The organism is Pantoea stewartii subsp. stewartii (assembly GCF_008801695.1).
In the GTDB taxonomy this organism is placed as follows: Bacteria; Pseudomonadota; Gammaproteobacteria; order Enterobacterales; family Enterobacteriaceae; genus Pantoea; species Pantoea stewartii.
This window is the reverse complement of sequence record NZ_VZPF01000033.1, coordinates 1-15,480: the sequence shown is the minus strand read 5'-3', so window position 1 is coordinate 15,480 and position 15,480 is coordinate 1. Positions and strand designations below refer to the sequence as shown.

Genomic DNA, 15,480 nt, shown 5'->3' with positions numbered 1-15,480 from the left:
GGCATCAGTCAGATAAAGGAAAAGGGCAGTATAGCGCCAGGCGAAGCAGGCTCCAAACGATCTGAGGTGGAATTGAAGAGATCGGCTCGGCTTCGTGTTATAATCCGCCGCATTCTGCCGATATGGCGCCTCGCGATTTTTTTTAAGTGAGAGACAATGTTTGACAATTTAACCGATCGTTTGTCGCAAACCCTGCGCAATATCAGCGGCCGCGGAAGGCTGACTGAAGACAACATCAAAGACACGCTGCGCGAAGTGCGCATGGCGTTGCTGGAAGCTGACGTTGCGCTGCCGGTGGTGCGGGATTTCATTAACCGCGTAAAAGAAAGCGCGGTGGGCCATGACGTCAATAAAAGCCTGACGCCGGGGCAGGAATTTATCAAAATCGTCCGCAATGAACTGGTTGCGGCGATGGGCGCAGAAAATAACGCGCTGGATCTGGCCGCGCAGCCGCCGGCTGTCGTGCTGATGGCGGGCCTGCAGGGTGCGGGTAAAACCACCAGTGTGGGTAAGCTGGGTAAATTCCTGCGTGAAAAGCACAAGAAAAAAGTGCTGGTGGTGTCCGCGGACGTTTATCGCCCGGCGGCGATCAAACAGCTGGAAACCCTGGCACAGCAGGTGGGGGTGGATTTCTGCCCGTCCGATCTGAGCCAGAAGCCTGTTGATATCGTCAACAACGCGCTGCGTGAAGCCAAACTCAAGTTTTACGATGTATTGCTGGTGGATACCGCAGGTCGTCTGCACGTAGACGAAGCGATGATGGACGAGATTAAACAGGTTCATGCCGCGATTAATCCGGTTGAAACCCTGTTTGTCGTGGATGCCATGACCGGTCAGGATGCGGCGAATACCGCGAAGGCCTTTAATGAAGCGCTGCCGCTGACTGGGGTTATCCTGACGAAAGTGGATGGTGACGCGCGCGGCGGTGCCGCGCTGTCGATTCGCCATATCACGGGCAAGCCAATCAAGTTTATGGGGATGGGCGAGAAGACCGATGCGCTGGAAGCGTTTTATCCGGACCGTATCGCCTCACGCATCCTTGGTATGGGCGACGTCCTCTCGCTTATTGAAGATATCGAGAGCAAAGTTGACCGCGCGCAAGCGGAAAAACTGGCGAAGAAGCTGAAAACCGGCGACGGTTTTGATCTCAATGATTTCCTTGAGCAACTGAAGCAGATGCGCAACATGGGCGGAATGGCGAGCCTGATGGGCAAGCTGCCGGGCATGGGGCAACTGCCTGACAACGTGAAATCGCAGATGGATGACAAAGTGCTGGTGCGCATGGAAGCCATCATCAATTCGATGACGCGCAAAGAGCGCGAAAAACCAGAAATCATCAAAGGCTCACGTAAGCGCCGTATTGCCACCGGCTCCGGTATGCAGGTGCAGGACGTTAACCGCTTATTAAAGCAGTTCGACGACATGCAGCGGATGATGAAGAAAATGAAGAAGGGCGGAATGGCGAAAATGATGCGCGGCATGAAAGGTATGATGCCGCCAGGTTTCCCTGGACGCTAAGGGGTTCCACAAAAAAGCCTGGGATGGCTCAGTTTAGGTTGCTTTTTGCGCCAAAATGAGTAAAATTTTAGGGCTTTTTATACAGCACCCGGACCCCGTTCCTCGATGGGGGCCGGGTCTTTTATTAACTGAAGAGGATGTTATGGTAACAATTCGTTTGGCACGTCACGGCGCTAAAAAGCGTCCGTTCTATCAGGTCGTCGTTACTGACAGCCGCAATGCACGCAACGGTCGCTTCATCGAGCGCGTAGGTTTCTTCGACCCGATCGCTTCTGGTCAGGCTGAAGCACTGCGTCTGGATCTGGATCGTATCGAGCACTGGGTTGGCCAGGGCGCAACGCTTTCTGATCGCGTTAACGCGCTGATCAAAGAAGCAAAGAAAGCAGCTTAATCTGTCACGGTGGTGAGCATGAGCAGACAACTTGCCGCACAGGCACCTGTTAACCCGATTGTATTGGGCAAAATGGGCGCTGCATACGGCATTCGCGGCTGGCTCAAAGTGTTTTCCTCCACTGAAGACGCTGAAAGCATCTTTGACTACCAACCCTGGTTTATCCAGCGCGCCGGTAAATGGCAGCAGGTGGAACTGGATAGTTGGAAGCACCACAATCAGGACCTGATCATCAAAGTCAAAGGCATTGACGATCGGGATGCGGCGGCACAGTTGACCAATTGCGAAATTCAGGTCGACTCGACGCAACTGCCTGCGCTGGAAAACGGTGAGTACTACTGGAAAGACCTGATGGGTTGCAAGGTGGTCAACGTTGAAGGCTACGAGCTGGGTAAAGTCATCGATATGATGGAAACCGGTTCGAACGACGTTCTCGTCGTGAAGGCAAACCTGAAAGATGCGTTTGGTGTACAGGAGCGGTTAATTCCGTTTCTTGATGAACAGGTTATCAAGAAAGTCGATCTCGCTACTGGCCTTATTGAAGTAGATTGGGATCCTGGTTTTTGATCTCCGAATCAAACGGTAACGTAACGGCGAAAACAATGTGGATTGGTGTAATTAGCCTGTTTCCAGAAATGTTTCGCGCTATTACCGATTACGGGGTAACTGGCCGGGCAGTAAAAAATGGCCTGCTCAGCGTTCAAAGCTGGAGTCCACGTGACTTCACGCACGACCGGCACCGTACTGTGGACGATCGTCCTTATGGTGGCGGACCGGGAATGCTGATGATGGTACAACCTTTACGGGATGCCATCTCCGCAGCGAAAGCAGCGGCGGGAGAGGGTGCCAGGGTGATATATCTTTCACCTCAGGGGCGCAAACTGGACCAACAGGGCGTTTGCGAACTGGCGTCACGCGACAAGTTAATTCTTGTTTGTGGTCGCTACGAAGGGATTGATGAGCGCGTAATCCAGACCGAAATTGATGAAGAATGGTCAATCGGTGATTACGTTCTCAGCGGTGGGGAACTGCCTGCAATGACGATGATTGACGCAGTCGCCCGGTTCATTCCGGGAGTACTCGGCAAGCAGGCGTCAGCCGATGAGGATTCGTTCTCGGAGGGATGGCTGGATTGTCCACACTATACCCGACCTGAAGTGTTAGAAGGGATGGAGGTTCCGCCAGTATTACTGTCGGGCAACCATGCCGATATTCGCCAGTGGCGCCTGAAACAGTCGCTAGGCCGTACCTGGCTGAGAAGACCTGAACTTCTGGAAAACCTGGCTCTGACTGAAGAGCAAGCAAGGTTGCTTAAGGCGTTCCAACAGGAACACCAGCAACAAAACGATGATGCGGAAGAGTAATCTTCCCTGACTATCAGTTTACCCAGGATAAGAGATTTAATTATGAGCAACATTATTAAGCAAATTGAACAAGAGCAGATGAAACAGGACGTACCTTCCTTCCGTCCGGGTGATACCGTGGAAGTGAAAGTATGGGTCGTTGAAGGTTCTAAAAAACGTCTGCAGGCATTCGAGGGCGTGGTTATCGCTATTCGTAACCGCGGTCTGCACTCTGCATTCACTGTTCGCAAAATTTCTAACGGCGAAGGCGTTGAGCGTGTCTTCCAGACTCACTCTCCGGTAATTGACAGCATCGCTGTTAAACGTCGTGGCGCTGTGCGTAAAGCCAAACTGTACTACCTGCGTGAGCGTACTGGTAAGTCTGCTCGTATCAAAGAGCGTCTTAGCTAAGGTATCGCTAACGCGACATCTAAAAGTTAATAGCAAACAAGGGGTTGGCAGCATGCCAGCCCCTTTTTTTATTGCCAGAGAAACGCTTTTACAGAAAAGACTTACCCGATGCAGCCCGCAGTCCGGGTCTGTCGGCCTGACAGGGCTGATTGTCGTTTAGGATGACGAATCCCGGCGTGAAGGACGATCACGGTCACTCCCGTCAGCAAGGGATGGCGTCTCTGCCGGTGTTTTCAGGTAACATGTGTCCCGCCGTTCGCGCGTTGAAGACAGGGCCGTACTGCAAAATAAAAGCACGCTGTCATGAGCGGCTGCATAAATATTGCCTTCCCGATTTTCGTCGTCTCGCCCATGAGAGGGGTTGCCGGGAAGGTGCGCATTATCATAAGGACAGGTTGTGAAGGACGCGCTTTTTTTTCTTTCTGGGTTTTTACTTTCCATCGCCTCATTTCGTTCAGCCCGCTATGCGCTGGAAGGCAACAGCAATCTATGGCTTTGCCGCATTCTGACCGTGCTGTGGTCCCTCATGGTGTTCGTGTTGTTTCCCCTGTTTCTCGCCATTGGATTATATGGTCCGGCCCTGATTCTGGTGGCGCTGAACCTCATCATTGTCTGGGCTGGCCGTGAACACAGAAAGGAAATGGCGCGTAAGAAGCAGAAAGCCACGGCAGTTAAGCCGCATATCCCGTTAGTCGATGTGGATATGCCCTGGCTGAACATGAAAGAGATCGGCTTCAGTTATTTTGACTATGAGGGCAAGGTCGTATACCAACGTGTTGATGTGGAATCCTGCGATGGGCGATTTATTAAAGGTTATAGTCATTTTTACAGAGAGTTACGCGCATTCGAACTGGACCGGATTGAGTACGGCATGGTTATTGTCTGGCGGACAAATGAAAGCATGACCGTTGACGACTGGCTTATGGCTTATGTTGAGGCTTATAGCCTCTGAGAACGCCCGGCTGACCTGACATCAGGGGCGCTGAAAATGATAGATCGCCGCGTTTACTGGCCCGCTGTCCAGGACAATTAAGCCATAACGGTAATCGATAAAGCGCCCACCGCTTTTTTCTGCCACTCGCCGGCTGGCATAGTTGTTCTCCACCGCCAGCAGTTCGATTGTCTGCACATCCGGCCGCGCAAAGCCAAATTCCAGTAATAACTTCACCGCCTGCGTAGCCACGCCCTGGCGCTGTGCATTGCTGCGCACCCAGTAACCGAGGGAACACAACGTGCCCGGCTCGCTGGCAAAACGAAAACCAGCACCGCCTAACAGACGATCCTGCGCATCCACAATCGCAAACTCTTCTGATTCTCGTACCGCCCGTTGTAAGTGGGTAAAGCGAATCCAGCTTTCAGCCTCATGAGGCTGATAGTTTTCGTGTGCCCAGCTCATCCAGGGCAAAAGGGTATCAAGTGAGGCATTTACCGCCGCGGTAAATGCCTCGACATCGTTTAACTGAAAAGGACGTAGCCGGATTGTTGGTGGGATCTGAACCATATTTCTGCCTCTCTGTGGGAATGCGCTTATCTTAACAGGCGATACCGCCACGTAAAATTCTTGTGTGTATATAAAAGTTTACATATTCAGTGGAGTTTGAGTTCATTTGTTTTTTATTAATATATTGTTTTTAGAGGTATTTAATTTATTTTGCCAAGAATTTTATGGGTGGTGGTAAATAAAGTGTACATCCAGCATTGTTTCGTGTATCAGTTATGGTACAGTAGTGCCACATCCTCTGTGAGGATCCTGTAAACGCATAAATGAGTGTAAAGGACAGCAAGATGCAAAAAGACGCGCTAAACAATGTTCACATTGCAAATGAACAAGTGTTGATCACCCCTGAAGAGCTGAAAACCAAGTTTCCGTTAAGCCCTGCGCAGCAGGCGCAAATCGCGGCATCGCGCCAGACCATTGCCGATATCATTGCCGGTCGCGATCCTCGCCTGTTAGTGGTGTGCGGTCCTTGCTCTATTCATGACACAGAAGCCGCTCTTGATTATGCGCGTCGTTTAAAAACCCTTTCCGAAACGGTGAGTGATCAACTCTATCTTGTTATGCGCGTCTACTTTGAGAAACCCCGCACAACCGTTGGCTGGAAGGGGTTGATCAACGATCCTTACATGGATAACTCATTTGATATGGAAGCAGGGCTGCACATTGCACGTGAATTGCTGGTTAATCTGGTCGACATGGGCCTGCCTTTAGCTACGGAAGCGCTGGATCCTAACAGCCCACAGTATCTGGGCGATCTCTTCAGCTGGTCGGCGATCGGTGCGCGTACAACGGAATCGCAAACGCACCGTGAGATGGCGTCAGGACTCTCCATGCCGGTTGGCTTCAAAAACGGGACTGATGGCAGCCTGGGCACGGCGATTAATGCCATGCGTGCGGCGGCGATGCCTCACCGGTTTGTCGGGATCAATCAGTCGGGCCAGGTCTGCCTGCTGCAAACGCAGGGTAATCCGGATGGCCACGTCATTTTACGCGGAGGAAAAGCGCCCAACTACATCCCTGAAGATGTGGCGCAGTGCGAAGCCGCCATGCTAAAAGCGGGACTCCGTCCGGCCTTAATGATAGATTGCAGCCATGGTAACTCCGATAAAGATTACCGCCGTCAGCCCGGCGTAGCGGAATCTGCCGTTGCGCAAATCAAACAAGGTAACCGCTCAATTATTGGCTTGATGCTGGAAAGTCACATCCATGAAGGCAACCAGTCTTCTGAGCAGCCGCGCAGCGAGATGAAGTACGGTGTTTCCGTCACGGATGCCTGCATTAACTGGCAGGTTACCGAAGATTTACTGCGTGGCATGCATCATGAGCTACAAGGGGCGCTGGCGGCGCGTTTTTCACACGAGGTCTGATAGGTAATGGTCGCGGAACTAAACGCATTACGTGAACAAATTGATACGGTAGATAAAGCTTTGCTGGATCTGCTGGCAAAACGTCTGGAACTGGTCGCTGAAGTGGGTGAAGTCAAAAGCCGCCATGGTTTGCCGGTCTATGTCCCTGAACGTGAAGCATCGATGCTGGCGTCGCGTCGTAAAGAAGCTGAGGCCCTCGGTGTTCCTGCGGACTTGATCGAAGACGTATTACGCCGGGTGATGCGTGAATCTTACGCCAGCGAAAACGATAAAGGTTTTAAAACATTGTGTCCTGCGCTTCGCCCAATCGTGATTATCGGCGGTGAAGGGCAGATGGGGCGCCTGTTCAATAAAATGCTGACGTTGTCTGGCTATGCGGTAAAGACGCTGGACAAAGATGACTGGGACAAGGCGGATACATTGCTGGCGGATGCCGGTATGGTGATGATCAGTGTCCCTATTCATCTGACAGAGGCGGTGATTAACCGGCTTCCTCCCTTGCCGGATGACTGCATTCTGGTGGATCTTGCCTCGGTTAAACATCGCCCTTTGCAGGCGATGCTGGCCGCACATCGCGGGCCAGTATTGGGTCTGCATCCAATGTTTGGGCCTGACAGCGGCAGCCTGGCCAAGCAGGTTGTGGTCTGGTGTGATGGGCGACAACCGGAAGCCTACCAGTGGTTTCTGGAGCAGATCCAGGTCTGGGGCGCGCGCCTCCATCGTATCGGTGCGGAAGAGCACGATCAGAACATGGCCTTTATTCAGGCCCTGCGCCATTTTGCGACGTTTGCTTATGGGCTGCATCTGGCGGAAGAGAACGTCAATCTTGACCAACTGCTGGCGTTGTCATCGCCTATCTACCGGCTGGAGCTGGCAATGGTTGGGCGCCTGTTTGCTCAGGATCCCCAGCTCTATGCGGATATCATAATGTCGTCTGAAAATAACCTGAATCTTATCAAGCGGTATTATCAGCGATTTGGCGAAGCGATTGCTTTGCTGGAACAAGGCGATAAGCACGCCTTTATCGCCAGCTTCAATCGGGTTGAGGCCTGGTTTGGCGATCACGCAAAACGCTTTTTGGTTGAAAGCAGAAGCTTACTGCGATCGGCTAACGACAGCCGTCCTTAAAAGCAAAAGGCATCCAACCGGATGCCTTTTTCATTTCTATTGCTTGGGTTCCACAGGAATCACATTCTCACTGGGATAGCAGCCAAGAACTTTCAGTGAACGCGTCATGGCGCGAAGTTCTTCCAGTGCCTGCTGCATTTTCTCAGACTGCAAATTACCCTGCACATCCAGATAAAACATCTCTTCCCAGGGATTGCCGTTAATTGGACGGGATTCCAGCTTGCTCATGATGAGATTGTGCTGGCGCAGGACCAAAAGGGCGTCAACCAGTGCACCTGCCTGTTGACTGGTTGCCATGATCAGCGTGGTTTTGGCCGAAATCTGATCGGAGACATCAATAGGTTTGCGTGCCAGAACAATAAAGCGAGTATGGTTCTGCTGCTGGTTAGCCAGATGGCGCTCAAGCACGCGTAACTGATAAAGCTCACCTCCGGCCTCACTGCCGATAGCCGCAACCTTCGGCGAGTTGAGCGCGGCCACTTTTTCCATCGCGGCGGCGGTACTTTCTGTGTAAACAATATTCCAGTGTGGAAAACGGTTGATAAAGTGGCTGGACTGCTGGAAAGGCTGTGGGTGGCTGTAAACCGTTTCGATTTGTTCCAGGTCGCTCGGGCCGCTCACCAGCATGCAGTGCTCAATGGGCAACGTCATTTCACCGACAATCGACAAATTGGTCTGTTGAAGCAGGTCATAAACATCATTGATGGAGCCGGAACTGGTGTTTTCGATGGGCAGGACAGCGTAGTCTGCCGCGTTGTTCTCAACCTGTTTAATAATGTCGTGGAATTTCAGGCAACCGCATTCCACCATGCTGTCGAAATGGCGGGCAGCATACTGTCGCGCAGCCAGATGAGAATAAGAGCCCTTTGGCCCTAAAAACGCGATGCGCGCAGCCTGTGCATGCGGATGGTTCAGGTTCTTTTGCAGCAATGCCTGCTGTGTCAGCACGGAGTCTTCAATGACTAACTGAAACAGACGGGTAATGTAATGCGCATCTAACTGATGCTTTTTGCCCAGCACAATAAGGTGTTCGATCAGCGCGCGCTCACGTTCGATATCACGGACAGGACGATGGGTGGCGAGTTTCGCTTCTGCCACCTCCACAGCCAGCAAACGCCGTTCGGCAAGTAACGTCAGTAGTTTTTCGTCCACGGCGCTGATTTTTTCACGCAGCGCCAGAAGCGGATTGTCCGGGGTCATAAGGCTCACCTGTAAGCTATCCAATAAAAAAGCCTCCCGATTGGGAGGCTTTGTTGTTCGTCTTCGCTTTCTTTTTACACGACGAATGGCCTCCCGTTCAGGGGAAGGTAAAAAAGAAAGCGAAGAAAAACGACAGTATTTTCATGAGGCGTTCCAAAATTGAGCTGACCTGAGAGTAACCGTACTCACGAAAAGCTGTCAACAAAAAACGCGCCCGGAGGCGCGTCAGAAAAGCGGGGATGAGGCTACTCTTCGGCTGCTGGCGTGAAATCTTTCACGCTGCTGGCCGCACGCCGCGCTTCAGGTTTGTGTTGGACTTTATTGAGTTGGCGCTCAAGTTTGCCGATCAAATCATTGATAGCGGTGTACATGTCGTCATGTTTGGCACTGGCGACCAGGGTACCGTTTGGTGTGTTGATGGTCGCGTCTGCCACAAACTCTTTGGACTCTTTCGACAGGACGATATGCGGATTAATCAGGTCAGTTTGCCATTTCTCAAGCTTGGCAAGGCGGTCTTCGACGTGTTCACGGATGGCTGGAGTAATTTCCATTTGCTTACTGGTAATGTTCACGATCATTATGCTTACCTCTCTGTGATTGCCGTCGGAATAGATCCAGCATAGCGCGATAATTCTGTATTTGTGTGATTTTGATCACAAAAAAATGACACTTTTTGTCAACCAGGGCAAATTGTTAGAAAGGGCGAGAATGTGGTCGAAAAGGCTTGAAGCCAGGGCATTAACAAGGCATTGTTGATAGGTTAGCTCAGCGGCAACGTGTCAATATTGCCTGTTCTGTGCGCAAAAAAAAGCAGCCTCAGGGCTGCTTTTTTTGTTTCGGGAAAGGAAGGCTGATTAACCGTTATTGGCGGCGATAATTTTTGCCACTTTATCGGCCTCTGCATTCAACTGCAGTTGACGGTAGGCATTTTCCATCAGCGGAAGCGCGTCGTGGGTCGCCTGCGTATCAGGATAATCGCGCATCATGCCTTCAACACGGTTAACGACCGCGACATAAGCCCCGCGCTTGGTATAGAATTGCGCCACCGAGAGTTCATATTTAGCCAGACGATCTTTCAGGAAGACCTGACGCTTGTATGCATCAGCGGCATACTGGCTGTTCGGGTAACTGCGCAGCAGCTGTGCAAAGTCGCGGAAAGCATCGCGCGCATGCGTAGGATCACGGTCCGAACGGTCAATGCCAAAAAAGCCCTGCAATGCTGAATCGTCCAGCGCCATATCCGTCAGACCTTTCATATAGATGACGTAATCAATATTAGGGTGCGTAGGATTTAAACGCATAAAGCGACTGATCGCCGCCTGCGCCATGGGCAGATCGGCATTTTTATAGTACGCGTAGATCAAATCCAACTGAACCTGCTGCGAATAGGGACCGAACGGGTAACGATTATCCAGCGCTTCCAGTTGCTTAATCGCCGCTTTAAAGTTACCGTCCTGCAGCTTTTGTTGCGCTGTAGCATAGATTTCAGAAGGCGGGTTGTCCGGTACCGCGTCATTTGAGCCGGAACAACCAACAAGTGCCAGGCTCAGTGTGGCTGCAGCCACCAGATATTTCATACGCGTCATGACGAAGTGATTATCCTCAAAATGTTATGGCGGAAGCTGTCCGTATAGCTCCCGGTAATGACCAGGTACGATAGCACATTATATTAAACGGCATCGCCGTAAAACCCAACGTTAACGAAGAAGCTGTATATGGCACAACAAGTTCAACTCACCGCAACGGTATCCGAGTCACAACTCGGACAACGTTTAGATCAGACTTTGGCGGAATTGTTCCCTGATTATTCACGTTCCCGCATAAAAGAGTGGATTCTCAACCAGCGCGTCAGTGTTAACGGCACTGTCATTGATAAGCCGAAAGAGAAAGTGCTTGGCGGCGAGCGCGTCACGATTGATGCAGAGATCGAAGAGGAGCAGCGCTGGGAACCCCAGGACATCCCGCTGGATATCGTATACGAAGACGAAGATATTATCGTCATCAATAAACCACGTGACCTGGTTGTCCATCCTGGGGCGGGAAATCCCGACGGTACGGTACTGAATGCACTACTGCATCACTATCCCGCCATTGTGGACGTTCCGCGTGCGGGGATTGTCCATCGTCTGGATAAAGACACCACCGGTTTGATGGTGGTGGCGAAGACCGTACCGGCGCAGACGCATTTAGTTGATGCCCTGCAGCGTCGTGAAATTACGCGTGAATATGAGGCGGTGGCCATTGGCACCATGACGGCGGGGGGAACGGTGGATGAACCGATTAGCCGTCACTCGACGAAACGTACGCATATGTCCGTGCATCCAATGGGTAAACCCGCTGTGACCCATTATCGCATTATGGAGCATTTCCGCGCCCATACGCGGCTTCGTCTGCGACTGGAAACCGGCCGTACGCACCAGATTCGCGTGCATATGTCGCATATTAATCATCCGCTGGTGGGCGATCCGCTCTACGGTGGCCGGCCGCGTCCGCCAAAAGGCGCGTCTGAAGAATTTATCGCGACCTTACGCGGTTTTGATCGTCAGGCACTGCACGCCACGATGCTCCGTCTTTATCATCCCATCTCGGGTATTGAGATGGAGTTTCATGCGGCCATTCCGCAGGATATGATCGATCTGATTGACGCGCTGAAAGCCGACACAGAGATGTTCAAGGATCAACTGGACTGGTTATGAGTCTGATTATCCCACAATGGCCTGCGCCAGCGCAGGTGCGAGCTGTCTCGACATTACGCCACGGTGGCGTCAGTGAGGGAAACTGGTGCTCGCTGAATCTCGGGGGCCATGTCGGTGATAAAGCAGAACATGTTCGTGCTAACCGTGAGCGACTGGTCTCGCTTGCAGCGTTGCCCGCGATGCCGCAATGGCTGAATCAGGTGCATTCAACTGACGTTGAACATCTCTCTGCCCGCATGGATCCTCAGCCGCGGCAAGCCGATGCCTGCATAACGCGTGAGCCGGGCGTAGTTTGTGCTGTGATGACCGCTGACTGCCTGCCCGTGCTGTTTTGTTCTGACGATGGGCGTGAAGTGGCCGCTGCACATGCCGGATGGCGTGGGCTTTGTGGCGGCGTGCTGGAAAATACGCTGGCGCAGTTTCAGGCGCCGCCCGACAGAATCCATGCCTGGCTGGGGCCGGCGATCGGTCCTGATGCTTTTGAAGTCGGCGCGGAGGTTCGTCGTGCATTCATGGACATTGATCCGCGTGCGGCGGATGCATTCCGCCCCGTCGGAGATAAATTTTTTGCCGATATCTGGCATCTGGCCCGACAACGCCTGCAGGCCGCAGGGGTCCAGTCTGTCAGTGCAGATTCACGCTGCACCGTCAGTGAACCCGACAATTTCTTCTCCTACCGTCGGGACGGGATCACCGGGCGTATGGCAACTTTAATTTGGCTGTTATAGTCTTACGCCATAAGACGATCTAGGCAGTGCATTTTTTACTCATATCTCAGGTCATTATCCTTGAAAACTTGAGGGATGACCTCATTTTAATCTCCAGTAGCATTTGACCTGTAATGGGAGGAATTATGCGTCTGGATCGTCTTACTAATAAATTTCAACTTGCTCTCTCCGACGCGCAGTCTCTGGCATTGGGACACGACAACCAGTTTATCGAACCTTTGCATCTGATGAGCGCACTGCTCAAACAGGAAGGGGGATCGGTCGCTCCGCTGTTGTCCTGTACCGGCATAGACGTGGCCTCTCTGCGTACGCAGATTGACCAGGCTATCGATCGTCTGCCCCAGGTGGAAGGCAGCGACGGCGACGTGCAACCTTCTGCCGACCTGATCAGAGTGCTTAATCTGTGCGACAAGCTGGCACAGAAGCGCAATGACAACTTTATCTCATCTGAATTATTTGTTTTGGCAGCCCTGGATTCACGTGGCTCGCTGGCAGACATTCTGAAGTCTGCGGGTGCCACTAACGACAAGCTCACCAAAGCGATAGAACAACTTCGTGGAGGTGACAACGTGAACGATCAGGGGGCTGAAGATCAGCGTCAGGCGTTAAAGAAATACACAATCGATCTCACTGAGCGTGCCGAGAAAGGCAAGCTGGATCCGGTGATTGGTCGTGATGAGGAAATTCGCCGTACCATTCAGGTATTGCAGCGCCGTACTAAAAATAACCCTGTGTTAATCGGTGAGCCCGGCGTAGGTAAGACCGCCATTGTTGAAGGGCTGGCCCAACGCATTATCAATGGCGAAGTGCCGGAAGGGCTGAAAGGTCGCCGTGTACTGGCGCTGGATATGGGCGCGCTGGTGGCAGGGGCAAAATACCGGGGTGAATTCGAGGAGCGCCTGAAAGGCGTACTCAGCGACCTGGCCAAACAGGAAGGCAACGTCATCCTGTTTATCGATGAGTTACATACCATGGTGGGCGCGGGCAAAGCGGACGGCGCAATGGATGCCGGTAATATGCTGAAGCCGGCACTGGCACGTGGTGAGCTGCACTGCGTCGGTGCCACCACGCTGGATGAATATCGCCAGTACATCGAGAAGGATGCGGCACTGGAGCGTCGTTTCCAGAAAGTGTTTGTCGCAGAGCCAAGCGTTGAAGATACCATCGCCATTTTGCGCGGGTTAAAAGAGCGCTATGAGTTGCACCATCATGTACAGATTACTGACCCGGCTATCGTTGCGGCGGCCACGCTTTCTCACCGCTATATCGCCGATCGTCAGTTACCCGATAAGGCGATTGACCTGATCGATGAAGCGGCATCCAGCATTCGTATGCAGATTGACTCCAAACCAGAGGCACTGGATCGACTGGAGCGGCGCATTATTCAGTTGAAACTGGAACAGCAGGCGCTGAAGAAAGAGTCTGATGATGCCAGCGTGAAACGTCTGGAGATGCTCGAAGCGGAGCTGAATCAGAAAGAGCGTGAATATGCTGAGCTGGAAGAAGAGTGGAAAGCGGAAAAAGCCTCATTAACCGGTACGCAGAATATTAAAGCGGAGCTGGAACAGGCACGCCTCCAGCTTGAGCAGGCGCGTCGCTCTGGTGATTTGGCGCAGATGTCTGAGCTGCAGTACGGCAAAATCCCGGCGCTGGAAAAACAACTGGCTTCTGCCACCCAGTCTGAAGGCAAAACCATGAAGCTGCTGCGCAATCGCGTGACAGATGTGGAAATTGCCGATGTGCTGGCGCGCTGGACCGGTATTCCGGTTGCCCGCATGATGGAAGGGGAGCGAGACAAACTGCTGCGAATGGAACAGGAGCTCCACTCGCGCGTTATCGGACAGGATGAAGCCGTCGAAGCGGTGTCGAATGCCATTCGTCGTAGCCGTGCGGGTCTGGCCGATCCAAACCGTCCTGTCGGGTCATTCCTGTTTCTCGGCCCAACGGGTGTGGGTAAAACCGAGTTGTGTAAATCGCTGGCTAACTTCCTGTTTGACAGTGACGATGCGATGGTCCGTATCGACATGTCTGAATTTATGGAGAAACACTCGGTATCGCGGCTGGTGGGGGCGCCTCCGGGCTACGTTGGCTATGAAGAGGGCGGCTATCTGACCGAGGCGGTTCGCCGTCGTCCGTATTCGGTGATTCTGCTGGATGAGATAGAGAAGGCGCATCCCGATGTCTTCAATATCCTGCTGCAGGTGCTGGATGATGGCCGGTTAACGGATGGGCAAGGTCGCACCGTTGATTTCCGCAACACGGTGGTAATCATGACCTCGAACCTGGGCTCCGATCTGATTCAGGAACGTTTCGGCAATCTGAACTACGCCGAAATGAAGGGGGTTGTCATGGGTGTGGTAGGACAGCACTTCCGTCCTGAATTTGTTAACCGTATTGATGAGGTGGTGGTGTTCCATCCTCTGGGTGAAAAACACATTGCCTCTATCGCACAGATTCAGCTGCAACGGTTGTACAAACGTCTGGAGGATCGCGGTTATCAGCTGCATATCTCTGATGCCGCGATCAAGCTGCTGGGTGAGAACGGTTATGATCCGGTGTACGGTGCGCGTCCACTGAAACGCGCTATCCAGCAACAGATAGAGAATCCGCTGGCACAGCAGATCCTTTCCGGACAACTGGTTCCGGGAAAAGTGATAGAAATGGATGTCAAAGACGACGTCATTACGGCACATCAGTAAGGTTGTCTCTGTTAAAAACGGGCGTAATGCCCGTTTTTTGTTTCTGAAACGGGCCGGATTGGTGGTTTCTGCGACGGTTTGCCTGGAAAGTGAGCGGTTGAGAAGTTTCTTTGAATTACCCCCTTGCCAGCCCAAAATATTTGCCTATAATGCGCCTCCACTGACACGGCACAACGGCTTACGTAACGCGGTGTTCAGCAGAGAACTCCCCGGAGTTTTCGCCGGAGTAAAACTTCTGAAAAAGAAGTTGACTCTGAAGGAGGAAAGCGTAATATACGCCACCTCGCAACAGACGGTTAACCCGCTGGTTGCACTGCTCTTTAACATTTTATCAGACAATCTGTGTGGGCACTCGCAGGATTGATATCCGCGTATCCGGACGCAAAAAAATATCAAGTCTTAAGAGTGAACACGTATTGAAATTCATTACGACGTTTTCCTTGAGCATCGCTGCACTGGTTGCAGCAAATCAAACTTTAAATTGAAGAGTTTGATCATGGC

At 52.2% G+C, this 15,480-nt stretch carries 16 protein-coding genes and 1 other annotated feature; of the genes, 11 read left to right on the top strand and 5 right to left on the bottom strand.

Annotated features, from left to right (window positions below):
- Positions 1 to 156 precede the first annotated feature (156 nt).
- From ffh to F7Q90_RS11415, 6 genes are all read left to right on the top strand, one after another.
- A complete protein-coding gene (gene ffh / locus F7Q90_RS11440) occupies positions 157 to 1,518 on the top strand; it encodes a signal recognition particle protein (RefSeq protein WP_006120711.1) in 1,362 nt (453 codons plus the stop codon).
- Positions 1,519 to 1,660: 142 nt separating this feature from the next.
- Positions 1,661 to 1,909, top strand: a complete 249-nt coding sequence (gene rpsP / locus F7Q90_RS11435) for a 30S ribosomal protein S16 (RefSeq protein WP_006120710.1) — start codon at positions 1,661 to 1,663, stop codon at positions 1,907 to 1,909.
- Between the two features lie 18 nt (positions 1,910 to 1,927).
- Positions 1,928 to 2,476: a ribosome maturation factor RimM gene (gene rimM, locus F7Q90_RS11430; protein ID WP_006120709.1), complete on the top strand. Its 549-nt coding sequence runs from the start codon at positions 1,928 to 1,930 to the stop codon at positions 2,474 to 2,476.
- Positions 2,477 to 2,511: 35 nt separating this feature from the next.
- Positions 2,512 to 3,273, top strand: coding sequence for a tRNA (guanosine(37)-N1)-methyltransferase TrmD (gene trmD, locus F7Q90_RS11425; RefSeq protein WP_006120708.1), 762 nt, complete (start codon positions 2,512 to 2,514; stop codon positions 3,271 to 3,273).
- A 42-nt stretch (positions 3,274 to 3,315) separates the two neighbouring features.
- Positions 3,316 to 3,663 carry a 50S ribosomal protein L19 gene (rplS, locus tag F7Q90_RS11420; protein WP_006120707.1) on the top strand — a complete coding sequence of 116 codons (348 nt, stop codon included), beginning with the start codon at positions 3,316 to 3,318 and terminating at the stop codon, positions 3,661 to 3,663.
- A gap of 397 nt (positions 3,664 to 4,060) precedes the next feature.
- Positions 4,061 to 4,615: a hypothetical protein gene (locus F7Q90_RS11415; protein ID WP_006120706.1), complete on the top strand. Its 555-nt coding sequence runs from the start codon at positions 4,061 to 4,063 to the stop codon at positions 4,613 to 4,615.
- Between the two features lie 21 nt (positions 4,616 to 4,636).
- On the opposite strand, the gene F7Q90_RS11410 is transcribed toward F7Q90_RS11415, so the two are convergent.
- Positions 4,637 to 5,164 (bottom strand): GNAT family N-acetyltransferase, encoded by a 528-nt coding sequence (locus F7Q90_RS11410; protein ID WP_006120705.1) that lies wholly within the window; start codon positions 5,162 to 5,164, stop codon positions 4,637 to 4,639.
- A gap of 284 nt (positions 5,165 to 5,448) precedes the next feature.
- Between F7Q90_RS11410 and F7Q90_RS11405 the strand changes: the two genes are divergently transcribed.
- A complete protein-coding gene (locus F7Q90_RS11405) occupies positions 5,449 to 6,528 on the top strand; it encodes a 3-deoxy-7-phosphoheptulonate synthase (RefSeq protein ID WP_006120704.1) in 1,080 nt (359 codons plus the stop codon).
- 6 nt (positions 6,529 to 6,534) lie between these two features.
- Complete coding sequence (gene tyrA, locus F7Q90_RS11400; RefSeq protein ID WP_006120703.1) at positions 6,535 to 7,656, top strand: bifunctional chorismate mutase/prephenate dehydrogenase; 1,122 nt, start codon at positions 6,535 to 6,537, stop codon at positions 7,654 to 7,656.
- 36 nt (positions 7,657 to 7,692) lie between these two features.
- Here tyrA and pheA read toward each other — a convergent pair whose 3' ends face one another.
- The 4 genes from pheA to bamD all read right to left on the bottom strand — a co-directional run bounded on the left by pheA (position 7,693) and on the right by bamD (position 10,442).
- Positions 7,693 to 8,856 (bottom strand): bifunctional chorismate mutase/prephenate dehydratase, encoded by a 1,164-nt coding sequence (pheA, locus tag F7Q90_RS11395; RefSeq protein WP_006120702.1) that lies wholly within the window; start codon positions 8,854 to 8,856, stop codon positions 7,693 to 7,695.
- Positions 8,857 to 8,878: 22 nt separating this feature from the next.
- Positions 8,879 to 9,002, bottom strand: a sequence feature (Phe leader region).
- On the bottom strand, positions 8,954 to 9,001 hold the full coding sequence (locus tag F7Q90_RS26865) for a hypothetical protein (protein WP_193750318.1): 48 nt from the start codon (positions 8,999 to 9,001) through the stop codon (positions 8,954 to 8,956). Its footprint overlaps the feature before it by 48 nt.
- A 99-nt stretch (positions 9,003 to 9,101) precedes the next feature.
- Positions 9,102 to 9,434: a ribosome-associated translation inhibitor RaiA gene (gene raiA / locus F7Q90_RS11390; RefSeq protein ID WP_006120701.1), complete on the bottom strand. Its 333-nt coding sequence runs from the start codon at positions 9,432 to 9,434 to the stop codon at positions 9,102 to 9,104.
- A 276-nt stretch (positions 9,435 to 9,710) separates the two neighbouring features.
- Complete coding sequence (gene bamD / locus F7Q90_RS11385; RefSeq protein ID WP_006120700.1) at positions 9,711 to 10,442, bottom strand: outer membrane protein assembly factor BamD; 732 nt, start codon at positions 10,440 to 10,442, stop codon at positions 9,711 to 9,713.
- A gap of 129 nt (positions 10,443 to 10,571) precedes the next feature.
- Between bamD and rluD the strand changes: the two genes are divergently transcribed.
- The 3 genes from rluD to clpB all read left to right on the top strand — a co-directional run bounded on the left by rluD (position 10,572) and on the right by clpB (position 14,979).
- Positions 10,572 to 11,552: a 23S rRNA pseudouridine(1911/1915/1917) synthase RluD gene (gene rluD / locus F7Q90_RS11380; protein ID WP_006120699.1), complete on the top strand. Its 981-nt coding sequence runs from the start codon at positions 10,572 to 10,574 to the stop codon at positions 11,550 to 11,552.
- Complete coding sequence (gene yfiH / locus F7Q90_RS11375; RefSeq protein WP_006120698.1) at positions 11,549 to 12,280, top strand: purine nucleoside phosphorylase YfiH; 732 nt, start codon at positions 11,549 to 11,551, stop codon at positions 12,278 to 12,280. The genes rluD and yfiH overlap by 4 nt, the downstream gene beginning before the upstream one ends.
- 125 nt (positions 12,281 to 12,405) lie before the next feature.
- Entirely contained in the window at positions 12,406 to 14,979 is a 2,574-nt protein-coding gene (gene clpB, locus F7Q90_RS11370; protein WP_006120697.1) for an ATP-dependent chaperone ClpB, read from the top strand.
- The last annotated feature ends 501 nt before the right edge of the window (positions 14,980 to 15,480 follow it).

Excerpts from the sequence above, each read along its gene's own strand:
- ffh (WP_006120711.1), top strand. The coding sequence starts at position 157 with ATGTTTGACAATTTAACCGATCGTTTGTCGCAAACCCTGCGCAATATC.
- rpsP (WP_006120710.1), top strand. The coding sequence starts at position 1,661 with ATGGTAACAATTCGTTTGGCACGTCACGGCGCTAAAAAGCGTCCGTTC.
- rimM (WP_006120709.1), top strand. The coding sequence starts at position 1,928 with ATGAGCAGACAACTTGCCGCACAGGCACCTGTTAACCCGATTGTATTG.
- trmD (WP_006120708.1), top strand. The coding sequence starts at position 2,512 with ATGTGGATTGGTGTAATTAGCCTGTTTCCAGAAATGTTTCGCGCTATT.
- rplS (WP_006120707.1), top strand. The coding sequence starts at position 3,316 with ATGAGCAACATTATTAAGCAAATTGAACAAGAGCAGATGAAACAGGAC.
- F7Q90_RS11410 (WP_006120705.1), bottom strand. The coding sequence starts at position 5,164 with ATGGTTCAGATCCCACCAACAATCCGGCTACGTCCTTTTCAGTTAAAC.
- F7Q90_RS11405 (WP_006120704.1), top strand. The coding sequence starts at position 5,449 with ATGCAAAAAGACGCGCTAAACAATGTTCACATTGCAAATGAACAAGTG.
- tyrA (WP_006120703.1), top strand. The coding sequence starts at position 6,535 with ATGGTCGCGGAACTAAACGCATTACGTGAACAAATTGATACGGTAGAT.
- pheA (WP_006120702.1), bottom strand. The coding sequence starts at position 8,856 with ATGACCCCGGACAATCCGCTTCTGGCGCTGCGTGAAAAAATCAGCGCC.
- raiA (WP_006120701.1), bottom strand. The coding sequence starts at position 9,434 with ATGATCGTGAACATTACCAGTAAGCAAATGGAAATTACTCCAGCCATC.
- bamD (WP_006120700.1), bottom strand. The coding sequence starts at position 10,442 with ATGACGCGTATGAAATATCTGGTGGCTGCAGCCACACTGAGCCTGGCA.
- rluD (WP_006120699.1), top strand. The coding sequence starts at position 10,572 with ATGGCACAACAAGTTCAACTCACCGCAACGGTATCCGAGTCACAACTC.
- yfiH (WP_006120698.1), top strand. The coding sequence starts at position 11,549 with ATGAGTCTGATTATCCCACAATGGCCTGCGCCAGCGCAGGTGCGAGCT.
- clpB (WP_006120697.1), top strand. The coding sequence starts at position 12,406 with ATGCGTCTGGATCGTCTTACTAATAAATTTCAACTTGCTCTCTCCGAC.